At 33.2% G+C, this 26,481-nt stretch carries 15 protein-coding genes and 1 pseudogene; 15 read left to right on the top strand and 1 reads right to left on the bottom strand.

Annotated features, from left to right (window positions below):
• Window positions 1-1,195 precede the first annotated feature (1,195 nt).
• The 7 genes from CG11_RS30290 (at window position 1,196) to CG11_RS27380 (ending at window position 9,804) form a co-directional block, all read left to right on the top strand.
• On the top strand, window positions 1,196-1,363 hold the full coding sequence (locus CG11_RS30290) for a hypothetical protein (RefSeq protein WP_156039946.1): 168 nt from the start codon (window positions 1,196-1,198) through the stop codon (window positions 1,361-1,363).
• 227 nt (window positions 1,364-1,590) lie between these two features.
• Entirely contained in the window at window positions 1,591-1,752 is a 162-nt protein-coding gene (locus tag CG11_RS30285; RefSeq protein WP_156039945.1) for a hypothetical protein, read from the top strand.
• A 560-nt stretch (window positions 1,753-2,312) separates the two neighbouring features.
• Window positions 2,313-4,697 carry an outer membrane beta-barrel family protein gene (locus CG11_RS27400; RefSeq protein WP_052600104.1) on the top strand — a complete coding sequence of 795 codons (2,385 nt, stop codon included), beginning with the start codon at window positions 2,313-2,315 and terminating at the stop codon, window positions 4,695-4,697.
• A gap of 26 nt (window positions 4,698-4,723) precedes the next feature.
• Window positions 4,724-6,091: a radical SAM protein gene (locus tag CG11_RS27395; RefSeq protein WP_052600103.1), complete on the top strand. Its 1,368-nt coding sequence runs from the start codon at window positions 4,724-4,726 to the stop codon at window positions 6,089-6,091.
• A gap of 23 nt (window positions 6,092-6,114) precedes the next feature.
• Window positions 6,115-8,319, top strand: a complete 2,205-nt coding sequence (locus CG11_RS27390) for a peptidase domain-containing ABC transporter (protein ID WP_052600102.1) — start codon at window positions 6,115-6,117, stop codon at window positions 8,317-8,319.
• 3 nt (window positions 8,320-8,322) lie between these two features.
• Complete coding sequence (locus CG11_RS27385) at window positions 8,323-8,760, top strand: hypothetical protein (RefSeq protein ID WP_052600101.1); 438 nt, start codon at window positions 8,323-8,325, stop codon at window positions 8,758-8,760.
• Between the two features lie 24 nt (window positions 8,761-8,784).
• Entirely contained in the window at window positions 8,785-9,804 is a 1,020-nt protein-coding gene (locus CG11_RS27380) for a hypothetical protein (protein ID WP_052600100.1), read from the top strand.
• Between the two features lie 460 nt (window positions 9,805-10,264).
• Here the strand turns inward: CG11_RS27380 and CG11_RS27375 are convergent.
• Window positions 10,265-10,834, bottom strand: a pseudogene (locus CG11_RS27375) (recombinase family protein); the annotation flags it as partial.
• Between the two features lie 494 nt (window positions 10,835-11,328).
• Between CG11_RS27375 and CG11_RS27370 the strand changes: the two are divergent.
• From CG11_RS27370 to CG11_RS27335, 8 genes are all read left to right on the top strand, one after another.
• Window positions 11,329-12,498 (top strand): SAVED domain-containing protein, encoded by a 1,170-nt coding sequence (locus CG11_RS27370; RefSeq protein WP_063833231.1) that lies wholly within the window; start codon window positions 11,329-11,331, stop codon window positions 12,496-12,498.
• A 27-nt stretch (window positions 12,499-12,525) separates the two neighbouring features.
• The gene (locus tag CG11_RS27365) at window positions 12,526-13,770 is read left to right on the top strand and encodes a nucleotidyltransferase (protein ID WP_052600097.1); all 1,245 of its coding nucleotides are present in this window, start codon (window positions 12,526-12,528) and stop codon (window positions 13,768-13,770) included.
• Entirely contained in the window at window positions 13,757-14,182 is a 426-nt protein-coding gene (locus CG11_RS27360; protein ID WP_052600096.1) for a hypothetical protein, read from the top strand. The genes CG11_RS27365 and CG11_RS27360 overlap by 14 nt, the downstream gene beginning before the upstream one ends.
• Before the next feature lie 10 nt (window positions 14,183-14,192).
• Window positions 14,193-15,101 (top strand): cyclic GMP-AMP synthase DncV-like nucleotidyltransferase, encoded by a 909-nt coding sequence (locus CG11_RS27355; RefSeq protein ID WP_052600095.1) that lies wholly within the window; start codon window positions 14,193-14,195, stop codon window positions 15,099-15,101.
• Window positions 15,102-15,687: 586 nt separating this feature from the next.
• Window positions 15,688-17,733, top strand: coding sequence for a SprB repeat-containing protein (locus CG11_RS27350; RefSeq protein ID WP_052600094.1), 2,046 nt, complete (start codon window positions 15,688-15,690; stop codon window positions 17,731-17,733).
• Window positions 17,734-17,738: 5 nt separating this feature from the next.
• Window positions 17,739-18,266 (top strand): OmpH family outer membrane protein, encoded by a 528-nt coding sequence (locus CG11_RS27345; RefSeq protein ID WP_081909677.1) that lies wholly within the window; start codon window positions 17,739-17,741, stop codon window positions 18,264-18,266.
• Window positions 18,267-18,319: 53 nt separating this feature from the next.
• Entirely contained in the window at window positions 18,320-18,892 is a 573-nt protein-coding gene (locus CG11_RS27340; RefSeq protein WP_156039944.1) for a hypothetical protein, read from the top strand.
• Between the two features lie 5 nt (window positions 18,893-18,897).
• Window positions 18,898-26,478 (top strand): hypothetical protein, encoded by a 7,581-nt coding sequence (locus CG11_RS27335; protein WP_052600091.1) that lies wholly within the window; start codon window positions 18,898-18,900, stop codon window positions 26,476-26,478.
• The last annotated feature ends 3 nt before the right edge of the window (window positions 26,479-26,481 follow it).

Below are 26,481 nucleotides of genomic sequence, written 5' to 3'. Positions count from 1 at the left end.
GCATATCATCGTTGTTTTGATTAAAAATATGGTGGGAATGTGAAATAGCAAAATAGCCCTCGAAAAAAGAGTTGTAATCGGATAATAGCGTAGGTAAGAGGGAGGGCGAAAAGAAAATGATTGAAGTCTATCTCTACTCTAATAATTGCTTTTGAATGCTACAAAGGCAATATAGACAGACTCTTTTATCTTTTCTAGAGAGGAGTGTGTCTAGTCGTTGACTAAGCCCAAACTAGTATATCAGTATAATTGTAAATGTAGTTATGGCACAAGCTCTCAAATTTTAAAAACGCCTTAATCAATCCTTACATTGCTAAGTTTATTTAGCGGTTTGAATTAGGTGTACTTGGTTTAGGTGATAGATCTAAGTTCTTGATTTAAAAGAGTTAAAGTTTATATAATATTTTTTTAAAGTCGAGCCATTTTTATACCTATTTCGACCATATTAGCATCCGTGAAAGAATAGCATTATATATAATATATTTGCTCTAATACTTTTTAAGTATTTTTATTTTATGTGTTAATATTTGATTATGTGACAGTTGGGGGTGTTGGTGTTTTGTAGGTGAATTTTTTGTATAATACTAAATGTGTATTGAGCTATGTTTACAGTGATTTATAAATTAGAATTAGACTTATTACAAATAATTGTTTTGTATTGTTTTTTATAAAAAAAATATTCATATTTGTTTTGCAAACACCTACAAAAAAATATTCCCAAACAAAAAAATTACCCAATTTACATGAAACAAACTTCTACAGCAACATCGAATATCTAATTTTATTCGAAAAACCTTTCTAAGTAAGTAATCCTCATAAAATTATTATTGGTTGATTGACAATTCTTGTCACTTTGACAAGAAAATTTTGAGTTTACTAATTCTATATAAATTTTTAATCACCAGCTATGGGGTATTGTTAATTTATAAATTAACAATTTGCTATTCAAACAGCAATTCTGCAAAAAAGTTCAAATAGTATGCCTTTACAGAATTGTTAGAGAGCCTTATTCTCTTCTTAATTACATAGCGTATAGCCTAACATTTTTTAACAGGTCTCTCTACACAAATCGAAAAGGGTTTATTTATCTACTAAATCGGATCAGAAAGAACAGTTTTTTAAACTGTATAAGAATAACTATGTGTAAAAATATGCATGCATTTAATTTTTATTTTTTTTTAACAAATTTATTATCATGAAAAACTCTAATTTGAAAAAAGCATTGGCATCTTTGTCAATCAACGAAGAAATCGAGGTTATTAACCCAGAAACAGTAAAAGGCGGAGTAGGCTGTAATAGCTTCAGATGTCGTACTTACTCTAAGCCACCTACTCTAAAAGCTGGATTGAGTCCTAAAGTATAGTTTTTGATAAAACTATCTGATGAATAAGTGCAATACTTGCTGCTAAAAGGATTGCGCTTATTCTCAAATCGTTGATATTAAGTGTATAGTTCTTACTGTTGAAGGACTTTATTTTTTGTTACAAAACAAGTTTTCGTTTATGGTAATAAGAAATATAAATAGCCTGTATTAAACAAGGTAATTATACATTATGCTAATAATTATTTAAAAATAAAATTTTTGAAATCATGAAAAACTCTAATTTAAAAAAAGCATTGGCAACATTGTCAATAAGCAATGATTTAGAAATTATCAATCCAGAAACTGTAAAAGGTGGTGTTAAAGGATATTGCAATAGCTTTAAATGTGGTACTTATTCAGAACCACCTAAATTCACTCCTATAAAGTAATTTAGATCTATAGTTTTTGGTAAAAAACTAACTAAGGGGCAAGTGTGTATGCTTATTACTATAAGCATTACACTTGCTTTTAAATACTTTATAGTTAATACATGAAAATTATAAACTATGTAAAATATAATAAATTATAATATGATATACAGGTTTTGAGATTTTATGTTGCATTTTTTTTCATGTTTTGAAATAATTATACCAAAATATTCTAAAACTAAACAAGGCTTTGTGAATAAAGATGCTTCAATTGGATAGTAATGTTTCTTTATAAGTATCTGAAAAATAATAACATAATAGGGGCGGTAAACCTTAAGGCTATTCAGTCAAACCAGATTTTTGAATTGATGATAGTGTTCTACAAATTTGAATTGCTTAAGCCCCAATAAAACAAACGCTAAAAACATTTAATTTCAAAATCGAAGTTCAACAGCAAACTTATTCCCTTTTAGAATCAGAGGTATAACTTTTTATACAAAATCAAAATAAATTAATAGCAATAGATCAGTTACTAATTCACCAACCCAATTTATTTGATCACACAAAATAATAATTAAGCAATGCTCAGGTTTTTTACTTCTACTATAGTCCTTTTTTTGTCTTATTGTTGTTTGGGGCAAACTATCAAGGGAAGACTGGTGACAGAAGAGGTCGAACCGATAAATTTTGCCTTAGTCTCTTTATACAATCTTTCTAATGAAAATTTGAAAGCACAAGTTTTTCCTTCCGATGAAGGCATTTTTACGTTTGAGGCTATTGAAGCAGGTAGTTATCAGATTCGAGTAGAAGGAGGGTTAGGTTTTGATATGTACCAATCGGATAGCCTAGTTATCAAAAATGGTGATACACAAATATATAATCTAGGAGATATTGTATTAACGTATACGGTATATGAAACAGATATTGCTATTGTAACTGCAGATAGTATAAAACCCTTGTTGGAATATGATATAGACAAAACGATAATGAATATAGAAGGAACATCCTTAGGAACCCTTCCTTCTTTATCTACTCTTCTAGAATTAGCACCTAATGTATCACAAGTAGGAGACGCTCTCTCAATAGCGGGAAAAAGTAACGTGTTAATTTTAATTAATGGAAAAAGGACAAATTTAAAACTAGAAAATATTCCCCCTAACATTATAGAATCCATAGAAATCATATCTAACCCTTCTGCCGAGTATGATGCTAATGTAGGTGCAGTACTAAACATTATTTTGAAAAAAGGAAGTATGGAAGGTATTCAAGGAAATGTTTATACAAAATATACTCAGGGTATTTACCCACGTTTTGATGTGGGTAGTTTAATTAACTTTAATAAAAAGAAGTTTACAGCACAGTTAAGTGTAGACTATAGTTATAATAAAATCCGCTCTGTATCTATTGCAGATAGGAGGTTTGAAGCAACTCAACCTTTTTATTACTCAATATCAGAACTTAAACAAGAATCAGAAGAACATAATATAAGTACAAACTTAAATCTAGGATGGAGTTTTAATCCCAAACACAACATCACACTTTCTGGAGAGTATTCGCATTTCAACGCTCCTAAGAATAGTACCAATCAAGAAGATGTATTCTCTTCTACCGTAGAAGCTGTAGACATTGATTCTACATTGAATAACACAACAACATTTAAATCAATAGGTAATAATTTCCAAGCACAATTATCTTACAACGGTCAATTTGGAAAATATTGGACCATAGCTAGTGCGGTAAGTTATCTTTATATAACGCCAAGCAATAATTCAGATTTTAGCTTTCAATTATCCAATACCAATAATCCTGCTCAAAATTCAGTTTTCAATTACCAAATGAATGACTCTACACAAGCTGGATTACTGATTGGTCAATTAGATTGGACTTGGAATAATAAATCGAACACGGTTGATTTTGGTACTAAATACACGAATATTAATACTTATTACAGCATTGCATTTGAGAACAATAATATTCAATTTACAGGAAATAGCAATTGGTTTAGATATAACGAGGGAATTTATGCTGCTTATTTGCAATGGAAAAGTAGTGTTGGTAAGTTTCAATGGAGATTGGGATTCAGAGGAGAATATGCTACTACTAAAGGTGTTGATAGACAAGACTTACAAACCAATATAGAACAATTCGACTATTTTCCTTCGGCAGCACTCTTATTTACACTTTCTCAAGATCACATTTTTAAACTAGCTTATAATAAGTCCATAGAACGAGTTTCGTTTTTCGATAGAAGCCCTTATGTATACTACACAGGTCTATATACCAAATTTGAAGGAAACCCTAGCTTAAGACCCCAAATTAGGCACAGTGTAGCATTAGAGTATTTTTTGATGCAACGTTTTAGCTTCCAGCTTTATTATAATGAAGTAATCGATTATATCAATCAAGTATCAGAACTTAATGGAAGTTTAGAAACGTTCAGAAGGATTAATTTTCAAAATTCTAATTATGGTTTAAATATTAGCGGTCAATTTAGACCACTTAATTGGTGGAACATATCGTTTAGTTTGGCAGGGGCAGGAGCTTATACGCGTGGTGAAGCTCAAAATCAACCGTTCAATACGAAGACAGTTTATGTTTATCTAGGACTCTATCAAAGTTTTAACCTATGGAATTGGATGAAGATAGATGCGATAGCTAGTTATACTTCTCCTTATGCTGTTGGAATTTATAGTGCAGGTCATTTGTTTTTCTTGGATTTAAATTTGAGTAAAACCTTTCTGAAAGACCAACTAACAGTGTCTGTTTACCTCAGTGATCTTTTTGGAACAAGACTTCAGCAAAATTGTGTTGACTTCAATGCTCAACAAAGAACCGTAGTACACAATAGAGATGTACGTACTGTTACATTGTCACTGATATACAATTTTAGTAAGGGAAGAAAAAAAGAGGTAGAACCCATTAATACCGTTGACGATAATACAATAGATCGCTTACTTAAAAATTAAATCTACTCACATTTAAAACATTTTTCATGAAAGCTTATAAATTATCTTATTATCTGGTAGTGACAGATTTGCTAGATGAGACTTCTGATACACCTAATCGGATGGTGTATGCAACCCGTAGCGGAAAGGCATTAATTATAAAAGACAATATTTATCAATTATTGGTAGCTGGAGATTTTGATAAAGTTCCTATGGAAATGATGGCTTCTCTATTAGCTAATCATGTGATTGTTCGTAGCAGTGAAGACGAGCTAACTTCTATCTTGGAAGAAAATGAAATTGAAATTGACAATGATGATAGTTTGGGGTACACTATTCAACCTGGAGCAAATTGTCAATTGGGTTGTGATTATTGTGGACAAGAACATACTGAGAAAACGATGTCCGAAGAACATCAGGAAAAAATGCTACGTCGCATTGAATCTATGATAGAACCAAGGCACAAACGCCTTTCTATTACTTGGTATGGAGGAGAACCAATCTTAGCGCTTAAACAAATACGTACGTTAACACCTCGTTTGAAAGCAATAGCTCAAAAACATGGTTTGACTTATTTTTCTGATATGATTACTAATGGATTGGGTTTAAAAACTCGTGTGTTTGAAGAATTGGCAGGAGAATTAGATGTAAGTCATTTCCAAATTACATTAGATGGTACGGCTACGCAACATGATCAGAGACGTATCACTAAAAAAGGTGGTAATACTTTTGATACAATCGTAAAGAACATAGTAAGAGTTACAGATCATCCTATTTATCAAGAAAAAGGCTGTTCTATTGTTATTCGATGTAATATCAACAATGGGAATAAAGAAGATATCAGAAATTTAGTTTGGTATTTGGCCTCTCTTGGTTTGAAGGATAAAATAACATTTGACTTTCAGCCAGTTACTGACTGGGGAGATAATGCGGCAGCTGAGAATTCAATGTCTAAAGAAGAGTTTGGAGCTTATGAAATTGAGCGGATGATTGAGGTAATTCAATTAGGTTTTACATACAATAACTTTATCCCATCACGGAATCACAGCGTTTGTATGGTTGTTGATGAAAAATCCGAAGTATTTGATGCCTATGGAAATATTTATTCTTGCTGGGAAGTTCCTTATACCCCTGTTTACGAGGGCAGTGATTTCCAATATGGTCATTTAGATAAAGATGCTTCTGAATTTAGAAAGGATCCTATGCGAGATTGGAATAGCAGTATACCAACCAATGATTCATGGTGCAAAAGTTGTAAGTTCCTACCTGTTTGTGGAGGTGGTTGTCCAAAAAAATGGTTGGAGAAAACACCGGCATGTCCTTCTTTTAAATTTAACATAGAAGATCGTTTAGTACTAGAGTACTTAACTAATCGTACCAACAATGTTGCTCAATTATTGACAGAGACTGCTTAGGTGAGTATAAATTATATATTTCTATGTTTAAATCATTCCCTTTTTATCCTCAATTTGACAATATGGACTGCGGTCCAACTTGCCTTAAGATGATTGCTAGTTTTTGGGGCAAAGAGTACTCTTTGGGATTTTTAAGAGAAGAATGTTATATAACAAAAGATGGAGTAAGCTTGTTGGGAATCTCTCAAGCTGCTGAAACGATCGGAATAGAGACTCTTTCTGTTAAGTTAAGTACTAGTACATTGATAAAACAAAACTTTGTACCTACTATATTACATTGGAATGATAATCACTTTGTGGTATTATATCAAATAAAAAAAACATGGAAAGGTCAATATATTTTCAAAATTGCTGATCCAAGATATGGACTTATTACATTAAAGCAGTCCATTTTTGAGGAAAATTGGATGGGAGAAAAAGAAAAAGCTATTGCTTTGATTTTAAGTCCTACAGATAGTTTTTATGATAAGGAAGATGAAAAGTTGAGACCTAGAAAACAATCAATCCAGACATTGTATACCTATTTTAAACGTTATAAGGTAGATATTATACAACTGTTTATAGGTTTACTAGGAGGAAGTCTATTGACACTTGTTTTTCCTTTTTTGACACAGTTGCTTATTGATAAAGGTGTTGCTTTTAAAAGCCTGAATATTATATTCTTAATATTGTTGGGGCAACTCTTTTTGTTTCTAGGTGCTTCTTTAATTGAAGTGATTCGTAATTGGATTTTATTGCATATTGGCACAAGAACTAACATCACGATCTTAGCCAATTTTTTAAACAAGTTAACTAGATTGCCTTTAAGCTTTTTTGACAGTAAGCAAATCGGTGATTTTATGCAACGAATAGAAGATCATAATAGAATTGAGGAGTTTCTAACTTCCCAAAGCTTATTTACATTCTTTTCTTTGATCAATTTTATTGTCTTTTTAGCTGTTTTAGCTTATTACAATGTATGGATTATTCTAATCTACTTATCATTGACTTTAGTAGCCATATTTTGGATATTCCTTTTTCATAAACAACGACGGTTGTTAGATTTTTCTAGTTTTGCTTACCGATCTGAAAATCAAAGCTCTATTTTTGAGTTTCTCAATGGAATGCAAGAAATAAAGCTCAATAACTTTGCAGATTATAAGCAGAATCAGTGGGAAGATATACAGGTGAAATTATTTATTAATAATATGGCTATTCTGCGAATTGACCAATATCAATTAGTAGGGTATAATTTTATTAATCAATTCAAAAATATCGTAGTTACTTTCATTGCTGCACAGCAAGTTATATTAGGGAATATTTCTCTAGGAGCTATGTTAAGTATCACTTATATCATTGGTCAGATGAATAGCCCAATTGAACAACTGATTACCTTTTTTAGATCATTACAAGATACACAACTAAGCCTTGAGCGATTGGATGAAATTCATCAAAAACAGAACGAAGAGCAACCCCATCAGGTAGCGAATTTACCTAAAAACCCTAGTCAACAAGGCATTAAAATTACTGATTTGTCTTTTCGTTATGAAGGACCTCAATCACCACCAGTATTGCAAAACTTAAACTTATTTATACCTGAAGGAAATGTTACAGCAATTGTTGGTGCCAGTGGCAGTGGTAAAACAACTTTGTTAAAGCTACTGCTAAAATTTTACACAACAAATGAAGGGACAATTGAAATTAATGATTGTTCATTAAAAGAGTTATCTCCCAAGTGGTGGCGTCAGAATTGTGGTGCTGTTTTGCAGGATGGATTTATATTTTCTGATACCATTGCTAGAAATATTGCGACAAACGAATTAGAAATTGATGATTTGAAGTTAGAGAATGCTATTAAAATGGCAAACCTAGGCAGCTATATAGAAAAACTTCCTTTAGGTGTTTTGACCAAAATTGGTGCTAACGCTAGTGGGCTAAGTGGTGGAGAAAAGCAGCGTATTCTAATTGCAAGAGCTATTTATAAAAACCCTAAGTATCTCTTTTTTGATGAAGCAACTAGTGCATTAGATGCAGATAATGAAAATGTTATAATGAATAACTTAAATAAATTTTTTCAAAATAAGACGGTTTTTGTTATTGCGCATAGGTTAAGTACTGTCAAAAATGCTCAGCAGATTATTGTATTGAACAAAGGAAAAATTGTGGAACAAGGAACACATCAGGATTTGGTGAAACTGGGGGGGCATTATTTACATTTAGTTAAAAATCAATTAGAACTAGGAAACTAAGTTATGTCAGAACAAAATGAACGATTGTCAAGTAATATGGATTACAAATTACCTAAACCACATTGGGTTTTGCGTTATAGTAGTCTGTTTATTATTGCACTTATATTATTCTTGCTAACTAGTTTATATACCATTCAAATCCCTTCTTTTGTATATGTAGAATTACATCCAATGGCATCTAACAACCATTTCAAAGCAACAATACTTGCTTCGGATATTGTATTGGAAAAACATCAAGAAGTAACCCTCGTTTTGGAAAATGGTCATGCTGCTAAATTTAATATAAAAGAAATACACTCGTTAGCTGATCAGTTACAATTAGAGTTGGAAGGGGTATTTATTGCAGCTTCTGATCGTTCATTTTTAAATACACAATACATCTCAATTGGAAAAATTCAACAAGAAAGTAAGTCCCTAATTTGGAGTTTGTTTTCTATTTAAACTTATAATATAGATATCATAATTATGGAAAAAGTTTCGTTTTTAGAACAGCTAGATAATTATTTTGAGCAGCAAAATAGACCTAAAAATAAGCTTGTAGAAGGTGGTAATAAGCATGTCTTTGAAGCTTGTATGGAACATCTAGCTCCCATTTTAACATTTGATGAGAAAATGATATTGACGGATTATCACATTTGTTACAATAAAGCATTTACAAGTGCACTAACTGGAAATCTTGATGCTTCACAAATGTGGTTAAACAAGGCTGGGCAACTTCCTTTTTTTGAAAAAGATACACTTCAGAAAGTAGTCGAAGTCAATAAATTTCCTGCTGTTGCTTATCATGTATATCGTGAAGGTAACTATAAAAAAGCTATTGACCTTCTAGTTCGTTCCATTAAGGCTGCTGGTAGTTTAGTAGAAGAAGATGAAATAGAATATATGATTTGGGGGCAAATGGAGCAATACATCAATATATTTAGAGTTCATTGTGCTAACAAAGACGAAGCAGCCGCGGTTTCATACGCGAAAAGTATTTTATTGGCACTAGTACATGCACAACCGACAAAAGGTGTTGTAGAAAATGTATCTCCAAGGTTGCTAAAAAAAGGTGAAATAGATTACATTAGTTATGCTACAGGGGACATTTTATATCGTTTAATAAAGCTAGAGGGGGTAACAATAAAAAAGATTGTACAAGAGGTATTCCAGCCACTTTGTGCAACAATCAATTGGTCTAATTGCCCCTTAGGAGGGTATAAAAATGCCATTTTTGTGTTAAAATATTGGGTTGAAAATAATACCGATGCTTTGCAAAAAGAATTCGAGGACTTACTTCCTAACATGAGTCGTCAGAATAATTTGCTACAGTTTTATCTATTGGAAGCGATTGTCCCATTGATTAAGAATCAAGTTAATAACTCAGAGATGAAGCAGGAAATATTAACTTATATACCCAATTACTATATTAATCAACTGAATTTAGATGACACTTTATTAACTCATTATTCACAATTTGAGTTTGAGGTAGCTTCAAATAACTAAGTCTAACTTTTAAAATTATAATTATAACAAAGAAAGGAAAGTTTATATTTTTTATTTGCCCGTTAATTAGGGAGTTCTAAAGTAAAAAAGCAGATTAATAGTTAATCTGTTAGCTGCTTTTTTATTGAAATATTTACTCCAAAAAACTCAAAGAAAGTCTAAAGTGGCAGACATTTTTATCTAACGGCTTAGGACGTTTCTAGTTACTGCTATGAAAATCGCTAGAATAAGAGCGAATTTAATCAAGTCGTGTATTTAATGCACTCTATGGGAGTAGTATACCCTTATTTGAGTGAATTGCTATTTTTTAGTTAAAATGATAATAGGCGAAAAAGCTTCTTAGACCTTTAATATAGAGATTGGTTAATTATTGGTATTCTGAACATTACTCTGTTTAGAATCATGTTAGCTTGAGATAAAGACCATTTAATATTTACTTTTTACGTTTGGTAAATCCTTTAATATCTACACCTTGATGCCTAAGGTATTTATAGAGTGTTGCTTTGCTAATAGAAAGGTTTTTACAAATATCTACTATACTCAATTTTTCATCCTTATAGAGCGCTTCGGCTGAAATAGCTGTTTTTTGTGCATCCTCCGATAAGCCTTTCGGTCTGCCTCCTGTTCGTCCTCTTGCTCTGGCAGCTTTGAGTCCAGCTTGTGTTCGCTCTCGAATAATGTCTCTTTCAAATTCTGCGAGGGAAGCGAAGATATTAAAAACTAATCGACCTTGAGAAGTTGTCGTATCAATTGGATCATTGATACTTTGGAGTCCGATTCCTTTTTCATTTAATTCATGTACCAATTGAACCAAATGTTTCAGTGATCGACCCAATCGGTCCAATTTCCATATCACTAAAATATCTCCTTTTCGTAAATGAGAAAGGAGCCGGTCTAATTCTACCCGTTCAGTTTTTGCCCCACTGACCACTTCATGGAAAATCTGTTTACAGCCTTCCTTTTTCAAGGCATCAATCTGCAAATCTAAAGATTGATCTTTCGTACTTACTCTTGCATATCCTATTTTCATGCTATAAGTTTACAAAACTTATCAGAATAATAAAAATTAAACTTAGATTAAATAGACTAGTTTCTTATACATGTATGTAGAACAATTTGTAGATTTTCTAATTTTAAGACTGAGTTCACATAAACGGTCATTTTTTTGAACTTGGGTAAAGTAAAAGAGGGTGTTTTATTTTATCACTCTTTTCCTAAAAAACTTATTTAAGAGTTAATACGAATGAAGGAACATTAATTTAAATGTCTTACTTTTGTCAAAGTCATATATTTAAGCATTCTCGAAAATAAAGACTGTCTTTCCAAAAGCAATCTCTCCCACCTGCTTCTCAAAGTAAATGTTAAATCAAGATAAAGTGACGAATTGTCAGAAACAAAAACTGTCAAAAAAACAGATAGTTTGCTTTTTTAAAACAAAAAATGTCATCGTGTCATAATAAAGAGGTATAAAGCGTCATGGAATGTAAATTGATTTACAGTATTTTATACCTTGAAACAAATTCTATGAAAAAAAAAACAAAGAAAGAAAAAAGTAGTAGACCCACAATTCCCAACAAGATTTACAACTTACTCTGGGCAAAAGCAGCAGGGCGTTGTTATATTTGTAATAAAATCTTGTATCAAGATCTTTTAACAAACAAACACGTCAACTCTGCTTATGTAGCACATATTTATGATGTAAATCACAAAACGCATCGATATGATGAGGATCTCTCACCCAAGTTGTCAAAAGATATAAGCAATCTTATGTTACTTTGTGATACTCATCACAGAATGATTGATAATGAAGCCCAAAAGGAATATCCAGCAAGTAGGCTTTTAAAGATAAAAAAGGAACATGAAGAAAGGATAAAGAGATTGACAAGTATCACAACAGATCAACAATCTTTTATGATTTTTTATAGTGCACCTATTGGTAAGCGCCTGTTTCAAATAAATATGCAAGAGGCAGAAAATGCGATGATACGAGATGAGGTGTATCCAGCAGAAGATATGCCTATTATTTTGTCTGTATCTGATGATGAAGCAAGAGATTCTGAAACAAGTTATTGGCACTATCATTCACAGAATCTGATACGGAAGTATAAACGATTAATAGCAGAGAAGGTTACCCAAAAAGAAATTACTCAGGTAAGTGTATTCGCTATAGCTCCTCAGCCTCTTCTCATACTTCTTGGGGTACTTTTAGGGGATATTAAAAAGACTTCTATTTATCCGAAAAACCGAGAAGGGGTTTCTTGGGGATGGCGAACAAAAACAAAAGAGAATCAGTATCAAATTATTCCTCCGAAAGATACAACAAGAAAACACATTGTCTTAAAAATATCTATCAGTGCAGATATTCATAGTGACAGAATAACCAATGTTTTAGGAGGTGATAGTAGTATTTGGGAATTGCGTATATCCAACTGTAATAATGACTTTCTAAAATCTTCTCATCAAGCTAGGCACTTTCGAGAAGCAGTCAAACAATTACTCAATCAGGTAAAGCATATACATGGAGAAGAGGTAATTTTGCATCTGTTCACAGCAATGCCAGCAGCTCTAGCAATAGAATTTGGAAAAGTTTATATGCCTAAAGCAGATCTACCAATTATCATCTATGACCAAAACCGAGATAGAAGTGGTTTCTTTGAAACTCTTCGGATTCCTGACTGCTATACATCTTTGTAAAATATTTTTCACACATAAAACTTTAATATGATTGTATCTCAACATCAAAAAACAAAAGAATACTCACAACTTTTAGAAAAAATTTCAGATGAAATTGATATTCCATTGTCTCTTTATAAAACAGCAGAGGACAGGTATAAAAGCGTTGGAGAGTGGCTAGGGCGAAAGGATTCAGCTCTTTCTAAATACTCTCCACATATTTACCCACAAGGCTCTTTTTTGATTGGAACCGTAACAAAACCCATTTTTGAAGAAGATGGATGTGATATAGATTTAGTTTGTTGTTTAGAATGCTCAAAGGATGACACAACCTGGGCTCGGCTAAAAGAAATGGTCGGAGATGAGTTAGAGACTAATGGAAAGTATAAAAATATGCTTGACGAAGAGAAGCGAAGGTGTTGGACTCTTTTATATTCTGGAAAAGAGCCTATTCCATTTCATCTTGACATTCTTCCTGCTATTCCAAATGAAGTATTTATACAGGAAGACAATCCATTTCGAAAAAACGCTATCTTGATTACTGATAATGTTCATAAACGATTTATGACAAGTAACCCGAAAGGGTATGCTGAATGGTTCAAAATACAGATGCAACTCCAAAAGTCCTTTGACTATAATAATCATGTCAAATTGATGGCTAAGAGTATGGGATGTCAAATAGAAGAAGTCCCCACTTATGCATTAAAAACACCTCTTCAAAGAGTTATACAAATTCTTAAACGGCATCGGGATATAGAGTATAAAGATAAATCAGAAGAAGAAAGAGAAGCAAAACCAATTTCTATAATCATTACAACATTAGCAGCAAAAGCATATGCTAGTATCCAGAGTTTTGTAAATGATGATTTATACACAATAGCCAAGGCAATTATAGATGAAATGCCAAATCATATTGAGAATAAAAAAAATTCTCAAGGGGAATACATCCGGTGGATAGAAAACCCTACCGATCGAACTGAAAATTTTGCTGATAAATGGGAATCAGATATAAGGAGAGAATACGCATTTAGAGAGTGGCTAGATAGTGTTAAAAATACACTTGAAAAAGCTTTTAACAAGCAAGGCGTTCACCTGATAGGGGAAACTCTTAAGTTATCTTTTGGCGAAAGAACAATCAATAAAGCTTTAGAAGAATTTCATAATGAAAGAGTTGGTAATCATAGAAAAGATGGTCTTTTAGGAGTATCTGGAAAAAATGCATCTCTCACAAAAATTGACGGGATAAAAAAAGTCTCAAAAGTACCAAAAAATACATTTTATGGGGAGGAGTAAAATAACTAAAGATAAAGGAACTATAAGCCTTACAAAACAACTAGTTGCATTAAAAGTGAGGTATGAAACTGTAAAATCCAATCTTAAGCCTGACAAATTTATCTGGGAAGGTTTAATCCAACCAGATCCTTTATCAGGTAAGTATAGGGTTCAAATTCAGTATAAAAAAAACAGTGTCCCAAAAGTTTTTATAAAACATCCTAAACTTTTGTTTCCAAATGGAAAGAATCCGCCACATATTTACAAGGGAAAAAATCTTTGTCTTTATTATCCACCTTCTGAAGAATGGACTGCACAAAAAATTATTGCTAAAACAATAGTTCCTTGGACATCTCTTTGGTTACATTATTATGAAATGTGGCTTGCAACAGGAAAATGGTATGGAGGTGGTATTCATCGAAATACAAAATAACAATATATAAATGAAAAGTATTGCACTATTCAAAAAATTCATGCATGCAAATGTGAATTTGAATAAAACAAGGATTAACCGATTGAATCGTCATGTAGGAGCTGTTCAAAATTTTTTAGATAAAAGTTCATTTCAAATAAAGGGTATGTACCCTCAAGGTTCCTATGCTCATCATACTATAATTAAACCAGCTAAGAAGAATAAAGAGTTTGATGTTGATGTTGTTATTCGGGTGAATGAAGAACGAGGGTGGGAAGCAAGAGATTACATAGAAAATCTTTATACACTGTTTAAAGCAAATCCAGTATATAGAAGAAAAGTAGGTAGAAAATCAAGGTGTATAACATTAGACTACACGGGAGAATTCCATTTAGATATTGTTCCTTTGTTGAGAACAGATATATTTAATGGACTTTTTGGAAAAAAATATCAAATCTTAAATCGAAATACAAATGAATACGAGCGAACAGATTCTTTTGGATATACAAATTGGCTAATGGAAAAGAATTCAATAATTCCTAAAAATTACTTTGTTATGTCTATTCGGCTTTTGAAGTACTTGAGAGATTCTAAACAAAATTTCTCTGTAAAGTCAATTCTTTTGAATACAATGCTTGGAAATCTTATTTCAGAAAATGAAGATATTTCTATAGAATTTTGCGATTTTCCAACATCTTTTAAAACTATTGTAAACCGACTTAACGAATGGTTGCAAGCTCACTCGGTGATGCCAATTGTTATGAATCCTTGTTTAGAAATGGAGAATTTTAATAGGCACTGGGATGAAATTAAATATCAAAACTTTAAGAGGAAGGTAGAATTTTATGCAGAATGGGTTAATGATGCTTATTCTGAGAGAAATCGAAAATTAAGTATTTTAAAATGGCAACGCATTTTTGGGGGCAACTTTGGAATATGAATTATTGTTACCAAGTTACAAATTAGTAACGTCCATGCAAGGATTGTCACCTAATAAACCTAGGTGACGGGAATACTATCACTCTGATTTGGAGTTTCTTAAACTAGGATTTAGTCTTGAAAGGAGCATAACATATGCTTTAAGGGGATAGGAGAATAGCAATTTACAGGTTGATAATAAGTTAACTACATCATATATTTCAAAAATAAATAACATCAACACACTTGCTTTGTCTGTATATTTGATTTACCTTTGCCGCATCTTTATTATACATCCATTTAAAGAATGGATGTTTTAGTTTAATGACAAAATAGTTCATGAAAAATTGATGAATTATTTTTGTGTTTGGATACTAAACAATAACTCATATATGAAAACAACTACCCATTTTTCAAAAGCAACTCACTTTTATATATAACCCATAAAAAATCTTCACAAACAAACTCTTCTTATTAAGGTATTATTAAAAGAAATATTAGATTATTTTTTCATAATCTAATACATTGTCTCCTTTCATAATTGGAAGGTGACATTGATATTTTTTTTATAAACAGCCTAATAGCCAATAACCTTTTATCAAAAACACATGAAATTCCAGTCTATAATTTTTAATAAGATATTTTATGTATGCTTATATAATGTAATTACTATTAGCATATACGCCCAAAGTCCAACTTTTGTATCTATAAATACAACAGATACAGAATGTGGAACGAGTACAGGTTCCATTACTCTGACACCAATTCTAACAGGTACTTATTCTTATTTATGGAATAATGGTAATACAACTAATGCTCTAAGTAATTTGGCTATGGGGGACTATGTTTGTACTGTAACTAAAGATGGAAGCACAGAGATTATAGACGTTTCGATTTATAGAAAGTGGGATTTAGCAAAATTGATACCAGGAGATCCCACTTTATCCATTGTAGGTAATAGTGTGACCGTGAATCCCAATTTGCCTTATGGTGATACCATAGCAAATCAACAGACACATTGTTATGATAAAACGCCAATAGATATTCAAAACCAAACAGGAAGTATTTTCGCCAAGTTTGCGAAAACACATCCTAATTTCCCAAATCAAATAGCTAACTCAAGTTCAACAGCTCCACCTGTTTTTTATATAGCACTATTTGAAACCAAAGAATTATCCAATCCTGTGTTAAATCCTCTTTTTATCTATGATGCTAACTTAAGAGTCGTTACAGGAGGGAGGTTGCCAGAGAAAATATTTACTGATAAAGGGGTAAATGATATTGGCGTTAGTACTTATTCTGGATTTGAGTATACAGAAGGTAGTGAATTTGAGGTTCGTTTTTTGGGGAATCGCCAAATAGAGGTATACTTAGAATCTTCCTTGATTTATTCGACAACATTACCTCAAAAAACAACCAATGAATATGTTGTTGCTGTTGGATTTAATGAACGTCCTAATTTAGATCGTCGTATAGCTTATGATTTAAAATCATCTTTTTGTTCTACCATGCCAGTTGTTAAGACGGTTATCAATCATAATAACAAATATGGCGCAACTGGCAATATAACTTTATCTCCCCTAGATTTGAGCTATGTAAATAATAGTTATACGTACCAATGGTCAACAGGAGCTACCTCTAATAATATTAGCAATTTGTCTAAAGGAGATTATGTGGTGACAATAACCAATGGGAGTGGAGCAAGTAAAGTTGAAACGTATGAGATACTAGACAAGTTGACGTTAGAAAAAGCAGATCCAGTAAATTCTATCTTAAAAATAGTTGATAATCATGTTACTTGTACACCTGATACCCCTATGCAGTCGATATCAGATTATAGGACACATTCGTATGATCCTACTGTGATTATAGATGTCGTTCAAGGTGGAGGTAGTGTAAAGCTTAGAGTAGCTGCCGAACATCCTGCTTTTCCAAATCAACATAGTAATACAGATAATTATAATGCAGGATTTGCGATAAGACTTCAAGCAGCAACAAATCCATTGCCAGTACCTAGTTTTTTCTTAGACTATCCTTTTCAAATCGTCTTTGGTCCAGACGGAAGGGTACACACAGTTGGAAGAGAATCTACATGGAATTGGCAAAACTATCGATATATACCAAATTTTCATTATCCCAAAGGAGGCTTTGACATAGAGTTGCGCTTTACAGGAAATAAGGTTGTTGAAATTTATATGAATGATATATGGGTAGCAACAAGAACTTTAGCAGAGCCTATTGATAAATACAATTTGATGGTAGGTTTTAGTGATGATGCTACTCGTCAACGTCGTATAGCTTATAATATGAGGACTAATATAAATAGCAAAACACCAGTTGTATATGCTGAATTGAAAGATATTCTAAATTCAAGTTATTATCCAATTACAGATGTAGAGAATGTTGTTTATTTTAATTATAAGGAAGAGTATAGAGCTGGAACATTGAATTTTGTTGTGTATGACGATAAGCGAGATCCTGTTAGTGGGGTTAGTTTAGAGAATGTAGATTTGCCGAGCTTGGCTGAAAAAAGAATTGGAACCAATCGGTATAAACTAACACTACCCAATAACTTAGATTTGACGAAGTTTTATTTGTTAGAGATTGCTAATGATAAAGGAGAGAAACAATTTTTGAGATTTAAGAGAATATAAACTAGATGAAACAGTCAATACCATGGATACTCTTATCCTTGTTACTAGGTTTTGGATTAATTTTCCAAATGATGAATACTAAAACTGATCTAAAAACAGCTTATGTAACCAATGCAAAACTATATTCTGAATTTGAGATGTCTAAAGAGTTAGATCGGAGAATGAAAGAAGTGCAATTGGCGAGAAAAGCTATTATGGATAGTTTAAGTTTAGAGCTCAATCGATTAGAACAAATGGTTAATAATCAAAAAGCTACAGATAATGATATAAGACTTTTTGAAAGAGTTAAAAATGAATACATTGTCAAACAACAACAATTTGTAGAAGATAACAACATTTTAACTCAACAATACCAACAGCAAATATCTAGTCAACTAAATCAGTATTTAAAAGATTTTACGGAAGAGAGTGGTTATGATTATATTTTTGGAGCAACAGGAAATGGTTCTCTAATGGGAGCAAAAGAAGAGTATGATGTTACAAATAAAGCTTTAGAGTATATTAATAAACGTTATAGAGGGGAGGCTAAATAATGGAGTATAGATATAAGATACTAATATTTGTGATGTGTTGTCTATTGTGTATTATGAGTTGCGCAAATGAACAAACACTGCCACCTATAGAGTATGTTCAATGGATAAAAAATCCCAAGAATGGTTTTATACAGTCTAAAACTGTAAACAAATTTGAATTTACAGCTCAATATAAACCATTAGATTTTATAGTAGCCCAAGAGGAACGGAGTCTTAGTTTATCAAAAAAAATACTTGAGACTAGAAAGAAAGAACTAGGAGAGAGCTATTTGCATTATAATTTTAGGATAAAAAATAAAGAAGGAAGCTTATCGCCAGTTGGGGCTGATGCTCCTTCTAATCAAGAATACCAGAAGAGATTAGGCTATTTTACATTTGATATGCAAGATGATTTATACCTATTATCAGGGCAAGATACTTTTCCTTGTGTCATGTTCCAATTTGTACGAAATTATGACGTCACACCCTATGTAGAATTTGCTATAGGATTTAAGAAAAAAGAAAACAGTACGATTAATCAAGATATAACCTTTGTTTTTGAAGATAGAGTACTCGGAATGGGAACTATTAAATTACTCTTTAAAAAACATGTTTTCCAAAATACGTTGAAAATAAAAACCTTATAATAACCATGATGCTAATCATTAGAAGAAAAAGTCGAACTATAGTTGCTTTTTTATTATTTCTATTTTTGCAGACATATTCTGCTGAAGTATATGCACTAACGTCTGGTCCTGCTCAGGAAGAATATGCAAGTTTTGAACCAGTGGGTACTACAGATATGGTCAATCTATATACGGGCGATTTTACCTACAATATTCCATTATTGTCGGTACCTGGACCAAATGGAGGATACCCCATTAACTTGGCTTATCATTCAGGTATAGGAACAGATCAAGAAGCGAGTTGGGTTGGACTAGGGTGGAATGTTAATGTAGGAGCAGTTAATCGAAACCTTAGGGGACTACCGGACGATTTTAATGGAGATAAAGTTAAGTATGAGCGACATATGCGCGATAACGTAACAGATGGAGTTTCTTTGTTTTTACAAACAAAAGAAAGAATAGGGATGGAAGAGCCTAAGCCTGATTTTCAAGCTAGTTCAAGCTATACGTTCCAAATTTACTTCAATAATTATAAGGGGTTAGGATATAGAGTAAATTATAATCCACAGTTGACTTCACGTGCTGTTCAACTCGGTCTTAATTTATCTTATGACCCACATGAAGGAATTGGAATTGGAGCTTCTCTTAATGTTGGAACAAGTTTTAAAAAGGGGCTCAATGCCTCTTTGGGAGTATCTGGTCAATATAATTCTAGACAGGGGTTACAAAATATTTCATTAACAGGTTCTGTTAGTAGTATTTATAACAGAGTTTTTGAACTGAAAGATCCTAAAACAGGTGAGAAATACGAAGTAGAGAAGAGCTATACGCCAACAAGAAATACAGGAGGAATAACTTTTAATTTTAATCAAGGAGTTCCTGCTACTACCATGGAAATGAATAATTTCATGACTAGTTCAAACTATAAGATGGGATTTATTCCAGGAAGTGGCGATGAGAGCTCTTTTCCTGAATTGGGCAGTTTTCAATCAAAATTTCCTTTTAATTATACATTTAATAGCTCTGTATCAAGTGTAGAAAAAAACGGAATCGAGCGAGAGATCAATAGTTATGGGTATCTATATAATAACGAAGGTGTTGCTCATGAAGCGGCTTTAACAGATTTTAGTCATACCCCATTTAATTATAGTCGGGAGATACCATTTATTCCTCCCTCTAATATAACAAACGACGTTTTTGCCGTTACAGGACAAGGAGTAAGTAGTGTATTTAAAGCCTATCATTCAAAATTAGGAGCTTTTTCTCCAGCCAAAGTAGTCAGTAGAACCATACAAGATAGAACAAGTGTGGATCTAGGAATCACAGGACCACCTCCCTTAAATAGCGCATCTTGTAACATTAATTATCAATTGGGATTGGGAGGGATTCCCTCTAATATAGGAACAGCAACGTCTACTACTGGAGAATGGGCAGATGGAGATGGATTATTAAGCAATTTTGATTTTCAATCAAATCAAAGCAATAATGTAAAATTCCAATCGACCTTTTTTAAAGATATGGGAGATCGCCCCGCTATACTAGAAACAAATTCTATGTATGATGCTTGGAAGGATGATAAAGCGGTACGAATAGATCTTGATAAAATAGCAGGAGGGGGGGTAAAAATGCAAGCTTTTAGTACTTCAGATAAGTTGCCTGTTGATCAAAATGCTGCCAATTTTACAGAAAAATTGTCTAATACACCAAGAACAAGGGTTATTCAAGCTTTAACTCAGAAACAAACGCTTGAGTATGGAACAACAAATACGTACAAGTATTATAGCCCTACAGGGGAAGAAGTATCTAAGAATGCAGATTATACGCCTGAAAAAGAAGATCATCTATCCGAAATATCCATTTTAGAACCTGATGGGATGCGATATACATATGGGTTGCCAGCGTACAATATAGAGCAGGAAGATGCCAACTTTTCGGTTCCTAAAACGGGAGATGAAATTCCAGCAAGCACAACAGATGTACCAACAGGAGGTTATGATAAGGCAGATGGCGTTTGGAGTAAAAAACCTGAGTTTTTAGATAAGAAAAAATTACCTTCTTATGCCCATTCTTGGATGCTCACTTCTGTTGTATCTGCTGATTATGTTGATGTAAAAGGAGATGGTTTAAGTCCCGATGATTTAGGTTATTGGGTTGACTTTAAATATCAGAAAAAATCTAATAACTATCACTGGAGAGCTCCATATGAGGGAGCAATTTATATGCCTGGAACAGGACAAGATTATGATGATAAAGGAAGTTATTCTAAAGGAACAAAAGAACTTTATTATTTAAAAGAAATTAGAACAAAAACACACGTAGCTGTTTTTGAATTAGAAGAGAGAAAAGACGCACTAGGGGCATCGTTGACTGAAAATGGAGGGAAGCCATCTAATGTAATGTCTTCAGATAGAATGCACAAGTTAAGTAAAATCAAACTGTATACGATAGAAGAGTATGAGAAAACTACGCCAGTTCCTCTAAAAGTAACACATTTTGGATATGAAACAGATTCTAACAAAGAGTTGTGTCGAGGAATCCCTAATAGAGAAGGAAACGGAGGAAAATTAACTTTACGAAAACTTTGGTTTACGTATCAAAATTCTACCAAAGGTAGTTCGAGTCCTTATGTTTTTCATTATGGTGTCAATGAAAACTATTCTTTAAAGGATAATGATTGTTGGGGGAACTATAAGAAGAATGGAGCAAACTATCCCTATCATCAATTTCCTTATACGGCTCAACCTATTACGAATAAATATGCTATTCCTAATATAGCTTATGATGTCAATTATAATGCACCATGGAATTTGAACCGAATAGATTTACCGACAGGGAGTAGTATGTATATAGAGTATGAACAAAAAGATTATGCTTATGTAGAGGATAAAAAGAGCATGCAGTTGTATGAAATTATGCACTTAGGAACTGGATTTCCTGGAGGTGATATTAGAAGTAGAACGTCTCCTACTAATCCTAATAAAGGAAGCTTGAAAAATACCGATCAGTATTACGGTGGAGACTTAATTAGTCCTGATTTTAGTTATCGAATTTATTTTCCACTAAAAAATGCTATTCCAGATGCTACAGATCCTCTATATAGTGCTTACACAAATGATATGGAGGGGGTTGCAGAATGGTTTAAAGATCATTATATAGGAGAAACAAAGCAGTTGTATTTTAAGGCAGCTACTAATCTCTTAAATAATAGTGAAACCAATAGAAATAACGAAGAAGTTGACTTTGTATCGGGATATGGTAACTTGAGAGCTAATACACCTGTAGCTGATTATGGGGTAGCTCGTAGTAGCGATGGAAGTACAAATGCAGGGAGTGGTGCTTTTGATGTAGGCTATGTTACATTATATGCGGTTCCTTTTCAGGCTTTTGGAGTTGCCAAAGATCATCTACATCCTATACGTGATGCTGCTTTTCAACACCTAAGATTTAATCGTTCAGATTTAGTTCATGGAACTAAATCTGCAAGTGGAACAGGGGCGTTATTTTCTGCTTTGCCAGAGATAATATCTATGATGTCTGGGTATAAGTATTATTATAAGCTTCAAGATTGGTGTAATCAAATATACTTAGATGGTTTTTCTCAAATTCGTTTACAAGTACCCGATGGCAAGAAAAAGGGAGGAGGAGTACGTGTAAAAGAAATTAGGATTCAAGATAACTGGAAAGCTATGACAGGTGGTTCTAATTCTGATTATAAAGATGCAGAATATGGTCAAACATATGATTATACTATAGAAGAAGATGGAGAGCTAATTAGTAGTGGGGTTGCTTATGAACCTTTTGTTGGAAAAGAACAGAACCCTATGGTTACTGCAAACCCTTACCAACAAGCAAACTCCTTACAACAGCCGAATAATCTCTTTATGGAGTTGCCTGTTATGATGGCACATTATCCAGCTGCATCTGTGGGATATAGAAAGGTAACTGTTAAGAGTTTAACAGCTAAAGATCCACAGCAAAAACGCATGACGACGCCTATTACAGAGTATGAGTTTTATAGCCCTAAAGAGTTTCCTATTGTATTTGATAAGACAGAGTTAGACAAAGTAGGACCTGAATATAAAATGATACCAATTCCTGGTATTTATACAGAATTTAGGAGATATGAAGGTGTTAGTCAAGGGTATAGTTTGACATTTAATGATATGCCAGGGAAACCTAAATCAATCGTACAAAAAACTTACCCGAACACTGAAAAAGGCTATAAAGGAACAATAATATCCAAGCAAGAGTATGAATACTTTACGGATGAGGATGGTAATATTAGTAGTGAAGTAGACGTATTTACAGAGGATGGAACTTATAAAAAAGCAAGATTGGGGGTAGAAGTAGATATTCAAGTAGAGACTAATGAGAATAAAGAGTCTTCAGATAACTTTACATTAGATGTTAACTTGGTGAGCGGTCTTATTACAGTTAATGCGCCTTATTGTCTCCCTTTCCCTATGTTGGCTTCAGGAGGAGTATCAAGTACTAGTTCTAGTTTAAAAACAGCAGTAGTTCAGAAGTTTATTCATAAAAAAGGGATTTTAAAATCAACGACGATAACGACTCAAAACTCTACTATAAAAACAGAAAACTTAGTTTTTGATGCTTTGACCAGTGAACCTTTGTTGACTCAAACAATGAATGAGTTTAACGATCCTATTTATTCTTATACACAAAAGGCACATTGGAAATATGATGGAATGGCTGCTGCATTTAAAAATGTGGGGACGATTGTAGAAGCCAATATGCCCAAGGTTACAACTGGAGCTCAAGATGGGTTATATGCGATTAATGAAACTAGTTTTCCTTTTATAGAAGGGGATGAAGTGTATATAGAATCTAAGGACACGTGGGGAAATTGGACAAGGTTAAAAGCTACTGTATACACAGTCTCTAAAGCTACTCCTAATGCTACGACTGGTTATATTGGATTAGCTATGATGGATGGAAGTATTGTTGCTTTACCATCTATAGATAAAATAACCATTATACGTTCAGGAAGAAAGAACATGCTTGGTGCTCCAGCAGGAGCTATTGCTGCTAAAAAATTGAATTATTCTCCTAATATCAATATTGGAGATGAGTCAACATTAGCTTTTACAGAGGAAAGCGATATTTTAAATGCTACTGCCATTAAATATAGAGACTTTTGGCCCAATGCTAAAAATTGTCAAGAAGCAGATATATGCTCTTCAACATATTGTGTGGATCCTAGTCTATATGAAAGCTTAAATGGAGAAGAAAATCATGAAACGGCATTTACCAAACATTTGAAGTTTGGAAATATAGAAATACAAGTAGATGGTGAGCCTGTACCCGCTAGTGCTGTAACTACCAGTGGTTTGTGTCCTAGTACTATAGATATGTGCGTACCAACGCCAAGAGATTATGAAGTGAAAATAATTCTCCCTAGCACAGGAAATCCTCTTCCTGTAGATTATACCAATTATACCGTAAGTGGTGTCTGTAGCTATAAAGGGGATGATATATTGATTCCTTGTAGTCTAACTCGTAACTTAAAAGTGGACGGGTGTGATTGGCCTACTAATTTAACTACTCAAGGAGCATCTTGTGAATTCATAAAAGGTTACTTTGAGGCGAATTTCTCAAATTATGCTCCTGAACGCCCACATAAACAATACGAATGCATGCCAAAGGGCGGATTACAAAGTTTTCCTATTATTGATATATTTGGTAATGAAAATTGGTCACCCCTCTTACCGTCGTTGATAACGTATAATTTCTTATGGAGCAATGCTCCCGCAGGACTTACATCAAATTCAGGGTGGCAGCCACCTAATTATCCATTTAATAATTTTTCTGATATAGCTAGTAGGTTAACCAACCATACAGGAACATTTTGGCAGATAAATGCAATAACGGGCGAATTGTGCTCTTATATGACCCTACAAGAAGCGCAAGCTATGGATGGTACAGCAAAATTAGGATTAAGGCACAATGTGTTTGCTCCGCCTCCTTTAGGGATAGTATCATCCACTAATTTGGGCGGTTGTCATCCTTTTTATCCTAACTATATAAATAATGATCACAGCCAAATTTGGTATGACTTTAAATATGATGTCATTTCTCAAAATGAGGTAACGTTGCAAAATATTCCTCATGGGGTACATATCATCAATAACCAACAAGTAAATGTAGGTAAAGTTAAAGATTTTGATGTAGATCAATTATCCATAACCCTGCCAACGAATGAAATAGGATTCATTCAGTTATATGAATCTTGCACAGGGAAATTACTTGCAACAGAGGCATTTAATACAACAGGAAATGCGATTGCGGTAAATATACCGTTAAGAGGTGTGGGAAGTCATGTTGTCGAAATTTTTGAAACAGGAAACTCCACTCCAAAACAGACCGTAACTCTAGATTGTACGGCTTCAGATGTAATTGCTACAGAAGTTCCTATTTGTGATGGTGATAACATGTCGTATATCCCTAGTGCTAGTACGAATTATTACCGAAATGGAACAAAAGGAAACTGGAGACCTTGGACTTCCTTTACATATGTGACAGAAAGAGATCAAAGTAGTGCTAGTATAAGAGACAAAGGAACATTCAAAGATTTTGCATTGTTTAATTGGACGGGCACTAATGGAAGAGCTTGGCAAAGAAGCGGTTTGGCTACAAAGTACAGTGCTGATGGGTATGAATTGGAGACTGTGGATGCATTAGGAAATTATAGTGCTGCCTTATATGGATACAATAACAATTTGCCTATTGCTGTCGCCCAAAATGCACGATACAATGAATTATTATATGATGGTTTTGAAAATTATCCAAAAGGGTGTAATGCTCATTGGAATGGTGGAAATGATATTGTTGTAGATTATAATGAAAGCCATACAGGAGAAGCTAGCTGTAAGATAGAGACCAATTCGGCTCTGTTTTTTGAACCAGTTCCTTTGGCAGAAATTAATGAAGTCGCTTGTGCTGATGCGTTATCAAAACAAGGCTATAATAGACAACATGTGTTGCAGTATCTACAGGAAGGTATAGAAACAGCAAGTATGAATATACCGAAGATGATGAGAACAACAACGACTGCATTAGATGATAGTGTTTTAGAACCTTTACCAACTGCATGTAATTGTTTGGGGAAATTTACTCCAAAAGCTGGTAAAAAATATACACTTAGTGCATGGGTTAAACGAAAGTATGATACTTATAATATAGTTAGTTATCCAGGAGTACATGTTGGTGTAAGATTCAAGGATATTACAGGGAATCAAATAGGTGCCGATGTAGCAATAAAACCAGAGGGATCTATGATAGAACATTGGCAAAGAGTAAGTGGTGATGTCGTTATTCCTAACAATGCAGCAAGTCTCGAAATCTTTGTCTTTAACTTTGGGAACGAAGTATATTTAGATGACTTGAGAATGCAACCTTTTAGTTCAGCTATGCAAGCATACGTATATGACAAAACAACCTTGCGAAATACGGCTGTATTAGATGATAATAACTATGCTACCTTCTATATTTATGATGAACGAGGTCAATTAGAAAAAACTAAAAAGGAAACGACCGAAGGAATTAAAACTATTAACGAAGGGCGTCAGTACATAAGTGGAACAAATTAAATC

This window comes from Aureispira sp. CCB-QB1 (genome assembly GCF_000724545.1).
Lineage (GTDB): Bacteria > Bacteroidota > Bacteroidia > Chitinophagales > Saprospiraceae > Aureispira.
Note: the sequence above shows the minus strand (reverse complement) of the source record. Positions and strands in the feature narration are given on the sequence as shown.

Excerpts from the sequence above, each read along its gene's own strand:
- CG11_RS27385 (WP_052600101.1), top strand. The coding sequence starts at position 8,323 with ATGTCAGAACAAAATGAACGATTGTCAAGTAATATGGATTACAAATTA.
- CG11_RS27365 (WP_052600097.1), top strand. The coding sequence starts at position 12,526 with ATGATTGTATCTCAACATCAAAAAACAAAAGAATACTCACAACTTTTA.
- CG11_RS27390 (WP_052600102.1), top strand. The coding sequence starts at position 6,115 with ATGTTTAAATCATTCCCTTTTTATCCTCAATTTGACAATATGGACTGC.
- CG11_RS27345 (WP_081909677.1), top strand. The coding sequence starts at position 17,739 with ATGAAACAGTCAATACCATGGATACTCTTATCCTTGTTACTAGGTTTT.
- CG11_RS27380 (WP_052600100.1), top strand. The coding sequence starts at position 8,785 with ATGGAAAAAGTTTCGTTTTTAGAACAGCTAGATAATTATTTTGAGCAG.
- CG11_RS27335 (WP_052600091.1), top strand. The coding sequence starts at position 18,898 with ATGATGCTAATCATTAGAAGAAAAAGTCGAACTATAGTTGCTTTTTTA.
- CG11_RS27370 (WP_063833231.1), top strand. The coding sequence starts at position 11,329 with ATGAAAAAAAAAACAAAGAAAGAAAAAAGTAGTAGACCCACAATTCCC.
- CG11_RS30285 (WP_156039945.1), top strand. The coding sequence starts at position 1,591 with ATGAAAAACTCTAATTTAAAAAAAGCATTGGCAACATTGTCAATAAGC.
- CG11_RS27360 (WP_052600096.1), top strand. The coding sequence starts at position 13,757 with ATGGGGAGGAGTAAAATAACTAAAGATAAAGGAACTATAAGCCTTACA.
- CG11_RS27355 (WP_052600095.1), top strand. The coding sequence starts at position 14,193 with ATGAAAAGTATTGCACTATTCAAAAAATTCATGCATGCAAATGTGAAT.
- CG11_RS27395 (WP_052600103.1), top strand. The coding sequence starts at position 4,724 with ATGAAAGCTTATAAATTATCTTATTATCTGGTAGTGACAGATTTGCTA.
- CG11_RS30290 (WP_156039946.1), top strand. The coding sequence starts at position 1,196 with ATGAAAAACTCTAATTTGAAAAAAGCATTGGCATCTTTGTCAATCAAC.
- CG11_RS27340 (WP_156039944.1), top strand. The coding sequence starts at position 18,320 with ATGAGTTGCGCAAATGAACAAACACTGCCACCTATAGAGTATGTTCAA.
- CG11_RS27400 (WP_052600104.1), top strand. The coding sequence starts at position 2,313 with ATGCTCAGGTTTTTTACTTCTACTATAGTCCTTTTTTTGTCTTATTGT.
- CG11_RS27350 (WP_052600094.1), top strand. The coding sequence starts at position 15,688 with ATGAAATTCCAGTCTATAATTTTTAATAAGATATTTTATGTATGCTTA.